Raw genomic sequence first — 11,579 nt, 5'->3', positions numbered from 1 at the left:
GTGCGGGGATTAACAGGGGGCGGCCGGCAGAGGGACCAACGGGCCGGGCAGGACGTCGCCCACACGATGTCGTTCGCGGCGTTGGCGCAGGCACCGAACCGGCGGCGTACGGAGGCATGGCTGCTCGTCCTCGTTGTGTCGATCTCGGTGGGCGGCTATGCGTACGTGGGTCTGTCGATGGAGGGCCGGCCGCCGTCGGGGCTGGCGGGGTTCGCGGTGTCCGTCTTCTTGCTGGCTCTGGTGCCGCATCTGGCCGTCCGACGCTGGGCGGCGCGGGCGGATCCGCTGATCCTGCCGGTGGCCCTGCTCCTGACCGGTGTGGGCCTGGTGCTGCTGCACCGGCTCGACGTGACTTACGTGGCCAGGCCGGACCTGAAGATCGCTCCGACGGGGAATGGCCAGTTGGTGTGGACGGTGATCGCGGTCGCCGTGTGTGTCGGGGTGCTGCTGGTGGTGCGCGAGCACCGCTGGCTGCAGCGGTACATCTACGTGACGATGGCCGTCGCCATGGTGCTGTTGATGGCACCGGCCTTTTTCGGTGCCGACCAGTTCGGCGCCAAACGATGGATCATGCTGGGGCCGCTGTCGGTACAGCCCGGCGAGTTCGTGAAGATCATGATCGCGGTGTTCTTCGCCGGATACCTCACCGTCAACCGCGACGCGCTCACGCTGACCGGCCGCCGCTTCCTCGGCATGCGTCTTCCACCGGGCCGCCAGCTCGGGCCCATCGCGACCATCTGGGTGCTCAGCCTGCTCGTGCTGGTCTTCGAGCGGGACCTCGGCACGTCGCTGATCTTCTTCGGGCTGTTCGTGATCATGCTGTATCTGGCCACCGAACGGACCAGTTGGGTGGTGTGCGGCCTACTCATGGCTGTGCTCGGGGCAGGCGTGGTCGGCTCGGTCGAGCCACACGTACACGGCCGGGTGGTTGCCTGGCAGAACCCCATGGACGCCTTCACCGAGGCAGGGAGGCAGGCCGGCATCTCCGAGCAGCTCGGCCAGGCCCTGTTCAGTTTCGGTAGCGGCGGGATCACCGGCAGCGGGCTCGGTCAGGGCCATCCCGAGCTCATCAAATTCGCGGGCAACAGCGACTTCATCCTCACCACCGTCGGCGAGGAACTCGGCCTCACCGGGGTGATGGCCGTGCTGATGCTGTACGGCCTGCTGGTCCAACGGGGCCTCAGCGCCGCCCTCCTGGCCCGCGACCCCTTCGGCAAGCTCCTCGCCGTCGGCCTCTCCAGTGCCCTGCTGCTCCAGGTGTTCGTCGTCACCGGCGGCGTCATGGGCCTCATACCGCTGACCGGCAAGGCACTGCCCTTCCTCGCCAAGGGCGGCTCCTCCATGGTCGCCAACTGGCTGATGGTCGCCCTCCTGATCCGCATCAGCGACAGCGCCCAACGACGCCGGGAACCTGTCGCGTCCACGTGACCCGGGGAGAGCCTCCGCCGTGTGGGCGTGTGACGCTGCGCAGCGCATGAACCGGTTCCCGCGGGTGGCTCGCCTAGGGACTGTCCCCTTGCAAGGCTATGGGCGCCATTCCTGCTGGTAGGCAGGGTGTTCGGCGTATGACTGACCAAGGACTCGCAGCGCGTATGCCAGGCCGACCGAGCGGGAGTCCGAGGGAGCCATGGCTTTGTAGTCATTCGCCAGTTGCTCGATCAAGTCGAGCATGGGGAGATGGCTGTCGAGAAGAGCCTCACCGCCCAGGGTGCCGGCCACGAAGGCGTAGGCGTGGTTGTCGTCCATGATGCGTGCGACGAGGAACTCCACAAGATCGTCCATGTGACCATCCTCGCGTGCAAGGTGCTTCAGCGGTCAAGCGGCTGTCCAGATGAGGATGGCGGCGAGGTGGAGTGCGGCCTGGTAGGCGACGGCGAACTTGTCCGTTCTGCATGGCCAGGCCGCGCCACTGCTTGAGTAGGCTGCACCGTTCGACGGCGTCGCGCTGCTTATATGCCTCGGCGTCGAAGGCCGGTGAGCGGCCTCCGTCGCGGCCTCGCCAACAGCCGTGCGGCCGACCTGGCCGGACGGCGGGGGGGGATGACAGCGCGGATTCCGCGTCGCCGGAGGTGACTGCGGATTGCGCGGGATGAATACGCGCGGTCCGCCAGGACGGCATCGGGTCGGGTCCTGGGTCGTCCAAGTCCGGTGCGGTACTTCGCGCGAAGGCTTCCAAGGTTCGGCGGTGATCGGCCATCACCGACCGTGGGCCGGATCGGCCGGCAACATCGGCTCGATCCGCTCCCCACAGCGCAGTCCAATCCCCGACGAAGTGGCCAAGTCGCGCCTTGGGCGGGCCGCCGCCCCCTGCTAGAGACGGCAGCAACGGGGATTGTCCGCCCCGGCGGTCCGTTCCCAGACATGCCCGCACCACCTGCGCCCCTGGGGCATGGGACAGCCGCTGTCCAGTAGGGCCGGCTGTCGTGCACCGGCCCTGTTCGACTCTGCTGCGGAGAACTGGAGGAGCCATGCGTGTAGCCCTGGTGTACCCGGAGGTCCTCGATCTGGCCCGGTTCAAAGAACAGCGCAAGGAGTTCCCGCCCTTCGGAGTGCTCTACCTCGCCGCGACCGCTGAGGCAGCCGGTCACGACGTCACCGTGATCAAGGTCAGCCTGGACGACCATGTCCGGGATTTCACCGCCTTCGAGGCGATAGCGTTCACCATCCCCTCCTCCGCCACGTACGGCATCATCCGCGACTGCCGACGCGACAGCAGTTACGGCCGCGACCCCCTCGTGCTCGTGGGCGGTGTCCATCCCAACTTCTATCCCGAGCAGACGCTCGCCGACATCGAACCCGACGCGGTCGGTATCGGCGAAGGCGAGGACACCCTCCTCGAACTCCTCGCACGCGCCGACACGCACCACTTCGACGACGTGGCGGGCATCTGCTTCCAGCGACGCGGGCGACCCGGGCGTACCGCACCGAGAACGCTCATGAGGGACATCGACAGCCTGCCCTTACCGGCCCGTCATCTGCTGCCCGTGGAGGATCTGGTGATGACCGACCGGCTGTCGTCCACGGATCTGCGGATGGCGCATGTGATGTTCAGCCGGGGCTGCCCCTTCCCCTGCCGGTTCTGCGCCGCCTCCCAGACCCGTATCCAGTACCGCTCCGGGGCCAGCGCCCGCCGCGAACTTGCTGACATGGTCGACCGGTACGGCATCGAGGGCTTCGCCATCGTCGACGACAACTTCATCGTCAACAAGAACAAGGTCCGCGACATCTGCGCCCACATCACCGACCTGGGCCTCAAGTGGTCGGCTCTGTCGCGCGTGGACACCGTCGACGAGCAGTTGCTGGCGGACATGGCCGCCGCCGGCTGCCTGGAGATCAAGTACGGCATGGAATCCGGCAGCCCGAACATCCTCAAGGCGATGCGGAAGAACATCACCGCCGAACACATCCGGCGCGCGGTGCACTGGTCACGGACAGCGGGGATCAACGTCAAGCTGTTCGTGATCCACGGCTATCCCGGCGAGGACCTGACAACGACCGCTGAGACCATGGAGCTGCTTGCCGACCTCGCTCCGGAGATCGACCGCGTCTCGCTGTTCCGGTTCGTTCCCCTGCCCGGCACCTACGTCTACGACCACCCCGATGAATTCGGCCTGCGCCACACCAGCAGCCAGCCCGGATGGGACGGCGACTGGAGTCAGTACCACATCCATCACAACCACCGGCACTGGTGGGGCACGGACGAGGAGTTCGCCGCCGTCCAAACGGGTTACGAGCAGCTTTCGGCCATGGTCGACTCTCTCTGGCCGGAGCGGCACCACCCGCATCAACCGTCCACCTCGCACTGACCAGCTCCACTATGCTCGGGTGCCCCTGAAGGCTTTCTCCTCCCAGCTACCCCAAAGGGCAACCGAGTTGGACACCCCTCTGATGCTCACCGCCGCAGCCGAGCGTGCCGCCCTGGCCGCCCGGCACGGCTGGGGCGCCCACTCAGGACCCATCGACCTGGTCGAGCTCGCCGACGCCCAAGCCGGCCTCCACGCCGCCCGGCTGCTCACCCCGTACGTCACCGCGCACGCCCGCCTCGACGGCTTCCGCCCTGACCAGCTCCGCAGCGCCCTCTCCCCCGGGGGCAGTCTGGTCAAATTGCGGTGCATGCGCCGGACGCTGCACCTTTGGCCACTCGACCAGGCCGGCGACGCCCATGCCGCCACCCTGCGTCTGCGTCTCGGCGCCACGGCCGCGACCGCCCACCGCCACCACCTCAGCCCGACCGATCTGGCACGGTGGGCCGAGGCCGGCGTCAACGAGCTTCACGCGGGGCCGCTCTCCTACCGTGATCTCCAAGAACGTATGAGCAAACAGCATCCCCGCGCCACAGTGGAGGGCATCCGTCTGGGCATCAAGTGGGCCTGGGAGTCCGGCCGCATCGCCTGCCTGAACGCCGCGACCTCACTCCATCGCGAAGCGCGCCACTTCGCTCTCCTCGCGCACGCCCACCCCAGCCTGTCCCTGAACGGCGAAGACCCTGAGGCCGCGACCATCCGCCTCATCCGCCGCTACCTGCACGCCTACGGCCCCGCCTCCGAAGGCGACCTCCTGTGGTGGTCGGGCCTGCCCCGCACCCAGATCGCCCTCGCTCTCACCGCCCTGCGCCGAGAGATCACCCTCGTCCGTGTCCAGGGCCTGGAGACGGAGCAAATGGCACTGAGTCGTGACGTCGACCAGCTGCGCACCAGTCAGCCGCTGCCGGCGGACCACGTGCGGCTTCTCGCCTTCGAAGACCCCTCGTTCAAGGGCTACTTCACCACCCGGTCCCGCTACCACGACCCCGCTCACACCGCGCGGGCCTTCAATCCCATCGGAGAAGTACGCGCCACGATCACCGTGGCGGGCCGCATCGCCGGCATCTGGGCCTGGGACAAGAAGACCCGCACCATACAGCACGAACTCTTCACCAGCCCGCCGCGGCACGTCACCCGACTCATCCACCTGCAACTCGACCGGACCCAGGCATTCCTGCGTGGCGAACCCTGTTGAGACGCACTTCACCCGATCGGTGAAAGGCCGCCCCGAAGCCGCCCGGCCCCGCCATAATCGGTGCCCTCACCGGCCCCACGACAGAAGCCCGATCACCGTGACCGCACCACAGACCACCCAGCCCACCCGCCACCGCCGCATCTGCGACGTCCACCTCGTCCTCATTCGCGACGGCCACGTACTCCTCACCCGTCGCAAGGGCGGATACGCCGCCGGCCTCTGGCAAGTTCCCTCCGGCCACCTCGAACCAGACGAACCCACCGACACCGGCAGCCTGCGCGAAGGCTGGGAAGAGATCGGCGTACGCGTCGACGACCACCAGCTCGACTTCGCCCATTTCATCGACCACCGCGCCCCTGGCGAAGAACCCCGCCTCGGCGTCTTCTACCGCGCCCTCACCTGGCACGGAGACCCCTACAACGCCGAACCCGCCAAGTGCGACGGCCTCGACTGGTTCCCCCTCCACTCCATCCCCCACAACACCGTTCCCTACCACGCCACAGCCCTGCACCACATCGCCGCAGGGCGCATGCGCTCCAAATTCGGCTGGGACCCCGCACCCACCCCCTGACCGCCCGAGCAAGGCGGCCACACCCCTGGCCCGGCGGCTCAATGCTGTGGTGTGCGTCGACCATGCACGCGCCATTCGCACGTCCCCCTTCGCTCCTTCCGTGCTCTCCGTTTTCTTCCGTGTTCTTCCGTGCAGCGGAGAGGGCTTTGCTTCACGCCATAACTTGAACAGTTCCGCTGGCGACCGGTCCAGCGCGCAACCTGACTCGATTGCGCGTTGTTCGACAGCTTTTGATCCTCTTTTGAGGGTCGCGCGGGTAGGCTCCAACCATGGTGCATCACAGGGCAGTTGTAGCGATCCAAGTGAGTCTATCGCCCATTGCCGCGTTGTTTCACCGCCTTCTGACGCGGCCCGTCATCGAACTCGACGGCAGGGAAAACGCGGGGAAGTGGGGCAGCCAGGAGATCCCCGTAGACCCTGGTGACCACCACCTCAGTGTGTTCTTCCGATACCGGGGGCAAAACGGCGCGCGGCTCGCCGAGGCGGACACGCGATTTGTGACTCGGGATGCTACGCGCCGCGTCGACATCACGGCGCACCTTGGTCCGCGCAACGGGAGCAGGTTCCGGATCGGCGAACCTGTGATCAGCTGACAGTCTGTTCTGTCGTGCCGGAACGCGGCGCGCTCCGGCACGTCAGGCACGTAAGGCACGTCAGCCACCTTGGGGGCTTCAGCCACCGCAGGGACCGCCGTCACCTCAGGCGGATGCGACGGGAGTCGGTTCCCTGTCCGGCGCGGCAGCCTGCGCCTTCTCCTCGGGTACGGGGGTTTGACGCGCCTGGTCCGGTGTGGCGCAGACGATCGACGAGCCGATCATGACGAGTGCGAAACTCCACAAGCCCATCGTCAGCACGATCGAACCGTGCAGCAGAATGTCCATCACCATGGCCGCTCGGCGCCGCCGGTGTGAGGACAACAGGCAGACACCGATGGCCAGTTCGATCAGAAGAGCACCCCAGGTGAGGCCCACCACGATGGGCGGGCTCTTGGACAGCCACAGCAGCAGCGAATCCCAGGGCGCGCCGACGCCGAACATGTTGTCGCGCAGGAAGTAGTACTCGGCTGTGCCGTTCGCCCAGTCCGCTACACCGAACTTGCTGATGGCGCTGTCGAGATAGAGGAACGCGATCTGCAGTCGGATTGCGAGGAACGCCACGAAGGACAGTGCCCGCCACGATGGGGCCAGCATGCTTGTGGCCGGCTGCCAGTGCCAGGTGCGGTCGTCTGCCAGTGCGATGGGCACCATGAGGAAACACATGATCATGGCGATGGATTCGCCACCGTCCGGCACCGCGATGCTCACCGCGATCGAGTAGGTGGCCCACGCGTGCGGGATCGCCGTCCACCGCGGCCGGTACCCACTCGCCACCACCAGCAGCACCGCGGCGAGTACCCAGCGCCGGACCTCGTCGTTCACCCCATCGCCGCCCAGGCAGAGGGCCGAAGCGGCCCGCACGGAGTTGCAGCGCGGGAAGTCCCCCATCGACACCACTGGTACGAGCAGCGCCTTCATGGGCGTCAGCAACAGGACGCTGAGCTCCGCGATCGCGATGACGCTGCGACCGACTCCGAACCAGCGTGAGCGAAGGTCGTGCCCTCCGACCAGGTCCGCGACTTGGGTGACGGGGTCCCGCCCCGCAATGCTCAGTCGCACTGTACGTCCAGGTGTGCTACCTCGACGACGCGTTTGGTGTAGGGCACTTCGTGCCGGAAACTCCATGGGACGGTCTGCTCCTGGGTCAGATAGGAATCTCCGCAGACGGTGGGCACCGGACTGCTGTTGCGCAGCGTGTGGGGTGCGCGCGCTGACGCCTTCTTGACGCATTCAGTGAGCACACCGGAGCAGGCTGTCCAGCTGTGCGCGGCCGAGGCATTCAGATAGCCCAACTCGGGGCCCTGTGCCCGCTGTTTCCTGGACAGCCCGAAGATGTTCGAAGGTAGTCCTTGGGGGGTGTGCAGCAGGTTTCTTATGGTGCCGTCAGAAGCAACGGCGTAGATCCCGTTCTGCACGGTCTCCGGATTTCGCGTGAAGAAAGCCCAGTTCTCCGGAGTCAGGATGTTGAGAGCCGGCCGGGCACCCTTCGAATGTCTGCTGCTCAGCGCATTGCTTGGCAGCGTATAGAAAAGGGAGCAAGCCAGGTAGCCGAAGATCAGCAGGGACGATACGGCGAAGACGACGAGTTGGCGCGGGGAACCGTCGCCGGTAGAGGCGCTGGCCATCTGATGAACCCCAATACGTGATGCAGTACGTGGATGGGCGCGGTCCAGGGCACGCCCCGGCGCCCTGCCGCGCCGGAGCGCGGCAGGGCTGTCGTGCACGGCAGTAACTCTTCGCGGGGCGGTGCCTACAAGCCCGCGGCCACCGCGGCGACCGTGTTGTCGGCGTCCAGGCTGTTGGGCTGACTCATGTCGAACCCGTAGCTCACCGCGGACGGCACTACGACGAGGGCGACGGCCACCTCCGTGGCCGCTCCGACGTTGGCGTAGGCGAGAGCGTTGATGGCACCGACTGCGTTGATCTCGATGAGGACGTTGGCGTCGTGCCAGACCCAGCCGTTGGCGTGGGCGTCGCCGTCCTTCGCCTCCGCCTTGTTCTGGACCATGAACTTGGTGATGTCGGAGTTGAGTCGCTCCATACCCTCCTTGGCCTGGAAGGGATCCTGGACCTGGACGGGCACGGTCACCTTGTCGTGGAAGTCCGCGTCCACGGCCTTGAGTTGACGTGTGAACTGCGCGATCTCGTCGAGCGTGGCCTTCTCGCTCTGGGCGGATCGGTGGGCTCGGATCTGCTGGGCGAGCCCCTTGTGCTCGTCCGCCGCACGGCCTTTGGCGAAGACCAGGAGGCCGACGATGTCGGCATCCGAGTACTTCACGTGGTGCTGTGCGGCGGTGGTTGACGTGCCCGCGGCCGGTGTGGCGGCCATCGCGACGGAGCCGTACGCGACGCCTCCGGCGAGGACTGCGGGCAGCGCAGGACAGTGTGATTGTGCGTCTCAGCTTCATTGGATACCTTCTGCGAGTCGTCGTGTGGTGGAACCGTCGGCAGAGCCCATGCGGCAAGCGCTTTCCCAGCGGGCATGCGAAGGAAGCGGCGTCTGCCGCGAAGCCTGTGACGGTGGATCCGTGGGCCAGGCACCCGGGCGGGAGCCGTTCATTGGCCAACGGCGATCAAGGGCCGGGGGTGGAGGATTCGTTCTCCACCCCCGGATCACGGGGCGGAGGCGCGCCTGACTGGGCGCACGCCGTGCAGCGCGACGTTACGCCCGGCCTCGACCCTCGCGGCGGGCCGCGGCTCCGGCTGCGGACACGGCCGTGGCGGCGATCACCGCATCAATTGCCGCAGTGACCGCGACCAGGGTGATGAAAACCCAATAGGGTCCGCCGGCGAAGCCGTTGGCAAGAGCAGCGAGGGCGCCGATCCCCAGGACCGGAGGGAGCAGCGCGTAGCGCCGTTGCGCAGCCTCTTGGCCTTTGCGCCAGGAGGGGTCGTCGCTGCGTGTCGCGCGGGTGCGTACACCTACCGTGGGGTTATTGCGGAGCGTGCCCTGCTTGCTTTTGCGTCCCCACTTGAGAACGAGCGCGGCAACGACCGCATAGATCACGGCAATGGCAATGCCAATTACTAACTGCCCGGGCAATCGAACTCATCTCCCCGTGAGAGCTCAAAGCTGGACTCGTAATGAGCGGTTCAACAGACCGGCGGAAAGGGTCAGTTTCACGCCGCTGTTCGCAATCCCTACGTTGGCACATGCGTTCGCAGGGAAGCAACGGATTCCAGTTCCATTGACTCGTTTCTTGACTTGAGCATCATGTACCGCATGTGGATGACCGAACGATAAGACGTGACGGGACTGTGTTGAACTTGGCCCTGTCCTGTATGCGGCCGTGACGCTCGGCGTCAGTCGCGGCAGGAGGAGGTCCTCGCCTCCGTCGGGTTGGCGGGAGGCAGGCAAACGTTGGTGTGAGGTGCGCCCCGGTCCGCTCGGCGGGGCGGCCTGTCGATATTCTGTGGTCCAGACCTCGTGGGGGGATCCGCAGGGCCGACGCGACCGTGCACGCTCATTTCATCGGTGCGGCACGTCCGACTGTTGCGCGCCCGGACTGGTTCCGCCACATCCATCCACTGTCCGGAGTTCCTTGTGAAACACCTTTTCCGCGGTCGGCGTGCCCTGGCGCGTACGGCCACGGTGGCGACGACCGTCGTCCTGGCCGCCACGGCCGCGGGCACGGCCGTCGCCGACGGCTCCGCCGCGTCCCCCTCGGCGAAGAACGCAGCCGTGACGACGGCCAAGGCCGCAGCCACGGCCCACAAGCCCACGCCCGCCGCGCCGTCCTACTTCCTGTCCGGGATCCTCCCGTCGGGTCAGATGTACGTATACATGCGCGACGGAAAGGGCGGCTTCGATCCCCGCTCCGGCGCGTACGTCTGGAAGCACTTCAAGTACGGGGTCTCCATCGACCTGGAGATGACCGGCTCCCAGGACGGCGCGTACCACGTCATGGACGACGGAACGCTGAACCTGTGGCTGCACGGCAACCTCAAGCGGATCGGCGGCGGCTGGAGCCCGTACGACAACATCCTCATGCCGGGCGCCCTTGGGAGCGCCAGGCACCCCGACCTGCTGGCGCGCGACAAGCAGGGTTTCCTGTGGCGCTGGCAGAGCAGGACGGACGGCTCCCTGGCCCCGCGCACCCGGATCGGGGGCGGTTGGAACCAGTACACCCAGATCACGGGCCTCGGCGATCTGACCGGCGACACCCGGCCGGACATCGTCGCCCGTGACAAGGACGGCGTCCTGTGGCTGTACAAGGGCACCGGCGACCTGCGCACGCCCTTCGCCCAGCGGGTCCGCGTCGGCGGTGGCTGGAACCAGTTCAACAAGCTGGTGGCCACCGGCGACGTGGACGAGGACGGCCGCAGCGACCTGATCGCCCGTGACACCAAGGGCGACCTCTATCTGTACAAGGGCACCGGCAAGGCGCCCACACCCTTCAAGGCCAAGGTCAAGATCGGCTACGGCTTCAACCAGTACCGCGAACTCTTCTGATTCCGGGCTTTCCCCGGCGTATCCGAGGTACCTGGTGTACGCGGTGTAGTCGCTTCCCGGCATTGACACCGCACACATCCGGTGGACCCGCCTGCCGGCGGCGCGAGCGTGCGCCTGTCGGCAGGCGGGGGCCGGGCACACACCGGCTCCCCCTCAAGCTGCGTGGCCGAGGATCAGGGTGGCCACGGCGGGCGCGAGATACAGGACGGGGAAGACGACGGTCTTGTACGAGCGGGCCCGCAGCACCGTGATGACCGCGCCCAGAAAGTACAGCACCAGGGCGACTCCGGCCGCGACACCGATCGCGGGAACCGCCAGGCCGACCAGCAGACCGACGGCCCCGGCCGCCTTGACCAGCCCGAGCAGCGTCCACGACGGACGCGGGACGCCGTAGTCGATCAGCGGCTGGGTGACGAACTCCGCCCGGCGCAGAAGCGAGAATCCGGAAAAACCGATCCAGGCAGCGGTGAGAACGGCAACGATGACGTAGGCCATGGACATCGGGGACTCCTATGCGTGGTGACACGGCTTCGGCGGGCGGCCGGTGGACCGACCGGGTGTGAAGGCGTCGGCGTCGCCGCGCACCCTCACACTTGGTTGAACCGCGTCGGCCCCGATGTGTGACAGCGTCGCGAGAAAGCCTCAAAAAAGTTCGCCGTCGTCCGCGCCGGGGTTGGTGTCCGAGTGCTCGAACTGCCCGGATCGCGTACACGCGGTCGTAGCGGCGCTGGCACCGGGTGAGGACTGCCATGGGGCATACCGGGAGCAGTCGCGCGGCTGGAGCGGCAGGTGGCGCTCGACTACTGGGCACGAGCGCAGGCCCAGAAGTATGTGAACCCACCCGACCTGGATCAGCCTCACCGGCTGGCACTGGTTCGCTGGAGCCTTGGCCCATCGCCAGACTGTTCATCGCTTTCGTAGGGTTGGTTGCTCCCCCGTGCCGCCCCGTACTCCCCCGTGC

At 67.0% G+C, this 11,579-nt stretch carries 12 protein-coding genes and 1 pseudogene; 6 read left to right on the top strand and 7 right to left on the bottom strand.

Translation table 11 applies throughout. The features are described from left to right. Window positions 1-66: 66 nt before the first annotated feature. Window positions 67-1,428, top strand: coding sequence for an FtsW/RodA/SpoVE family cell cycle protein (locus ACJA3G_RS17815; RefSeq protein WP_406553984.1), 1,362 nt, complete (start codon window positions 67-69; stop codon window positions 1,426-1,428). 96 nt (window positions 1,429-1,524) lie between these two features. On the opposite strand, the gene ACJA3G_RS17810 is transcribed toward ACJA3G_RS17815, so the two are convergent. Together ACJA3G_RS17810 and ACJA3G_RS17805 are read right to left on the bottom strand one after the other, a co-directional pair. Further along, window positions 1,525-1,782 (bottom strand): DUF6221 family protein, encoded by a 258-nt coding sequence (locus ACJA3G_RS17810; protein ID WP_406553983.1) that lies wholly within the window; start codon window positions 1,780-1,782, stop codon window positions 1,525-1,527. A gap of 33 nt (window positions 1,783-1,815) precedes the next feature. Then, window positions 1,816-2,153 (bottom strand): annotated as a pseudogene (locus tag ACJA3G_RS17805) (transposase); the annotation flags it as partial. 315 nt (window positions 2,154-2,468) lie between these two features. Here ACJA3G_RS17805 and ACJA3G_RS17800 point away from each other — a divergent pair. The 4 genes from ACJA3G_RS17800 to ACJA3G_RS17785 all read left to right on the top strand — a co-directional run bounded on the left by ACJA3G_RS17800 (window position 2,469) and on the right by ACJA3G_RS17785 (window position 6,162). Then, on the top strand, window positions 2,469-3,806 hold the full coding sequence (locus ACJA3G_RS17800; protein WP_406553982.1) for a B12-binding domain-containing radical SAM protein: 1,338 nt from the start codon (window positions 2,469-2,471) through the stop codon (window positions 3,804-3,806). Window positions 3,807-3,873: 67 nt separating this feature from the next. Continuing rightward, window positions 3,874-4,998 (top strand): DNA glycosylase AlkZ-like family protein, encoded by a 1,125-nt coding sequence (locus tag ACJA3G_RS17795; RefSeq protein WP_406553981.1) that lies wholly within the window; start codon window positions 3,874-3,876, stop codon window positions 4,996-4,998. 97 nt (window positions 4,999-5,095) lie between these two features. Next, on the top strand, window positions 5,096-5,569 hold the full coding sequence (locus ACJA3G_RS17790) for an NUDIX domain-containing protein (protein ID WP_406553980.1): 474 nt from the start codon (window positions 5,096-5,098) through the stop codon (window positions 5,567-5,569). 269 nt (window positions 5,570-5,838) lie between these two features. After that, complete coding sequence (locus ACJA3G_RS17785; protein WP_406553979.1) at window positions 5,839-6,162, top strand: hypothetical protein; 324 nt, start codon at window positions 5,839-5,841, stop codon at window positions 6,160-6,162. A gap of 105 nt (window positions 6,163-6,267) precedes the next feature. On the opposite strand, the gene ACJA3G_RS17780 is transcribed toward ACJA3G_RS17785, so the two are convergent. The 4 genes from ACJA3G_RS17780 to ACJA3G_RS17765 form a co-directional block, all read right to left on the bottom strand. Next, window positions 6,268-7,224 (bottom strand): sporulation-delaying protein SdpB family protein, encoded by a 957-nt coding sequence (locus ACJA3G_RS17780; RefSeq protein ID WP_406553978.1) that lies wholly within the window; start codon window positions 7,222-7,224, stop codon window positions 6,268-6,270. Next, window positions 7,215-7,889, bottom strand: coding sequence for an SdpA family antimicrobial peptide system protein (locus ACJA3G_RS17775; protein ID WP_406553977.1), 675 nt, complete (start codon window positions 7,887-7,889; stop codon window positions 7,215-7,217). Before ACJA3G_RS17775 ends, ACJA3G_RS17780 begins: the two co-directional genes overlap by 10 nt. Window positions 7,890-7,915: 26 nt before the next feature. After that, on the bottom strand, window positions 7,916-8,494 hold the full coding sequence (locus ACJA3G_RS17770; protein ID WP_406553976.1) for a hypothetical protein: 579 nt from the start codon (window positions 8,492-8,494) through the stop codon (window positions 7,916-7,918). Between the two features lie 333 nt (window positions 8,495-8,827). After that, window positions 8,828-9,208 carry an SdpI family protein gene (locus tag ACJA3G_RS17765; protein WP_406553975.1) on the bottom strand — a complete coding sequence of 127 codons (381 nt, stop codon included), beginning with the start codon at window positions 9,206-9,208 and terminating at the stop codon, window positions 8,828-8,830. Between the two features lie 501 nt (window positions 9,209-9,709). Between ACJA3G_RS17765 and ACJA3G_RS17760 the strand changes: the two genes are divergently transcribed. Beyond that, window positions 9,710-10,618 (top strand): FG-GAP repeat domain-containing protein, encoded by a 909-nt coding sequence (locus tag ACJA3G_RS17760; protein ID WP_406553974.1) that lies wholly within the window; start codon window positions 9,710-9,712, stop codon window positions 10,616-10,618. Between the two features lie 153 nt (window positions 10,619-10,771). Here the strand turns inward: ACJA3G_RS17760 and ACJA3G_RS17755 are convergent, their stop codons facing one another. Next, complete coding sequence (locus ACJA3G_RS17755; RefSeq protein WP_406553973.1) at window positions 10,772-11,119, bottom strand: DoxX family protein; 348 nt, start codon at window positions 11,117-11,119, stop codon at window positions 10,772-10,774. Window positions 11,120-11,579: the final 460 nt, after the last annotated feature.

The sequence above is a fragment of the Streptomyces sp. YS-3 genome, from assembly GCF_045257485.1.
Taxonomy (GTDB): Bacteria; Actinomycetota; Actinomycetes; order Streptomycetales; family Streptomycetaceae; genus Streptomyces.
The sequence above is the reverse complement of the archived record's forward strand: the minus strand, read 5'-3'. Positions and strand labels throughout refer to the sequence as shown.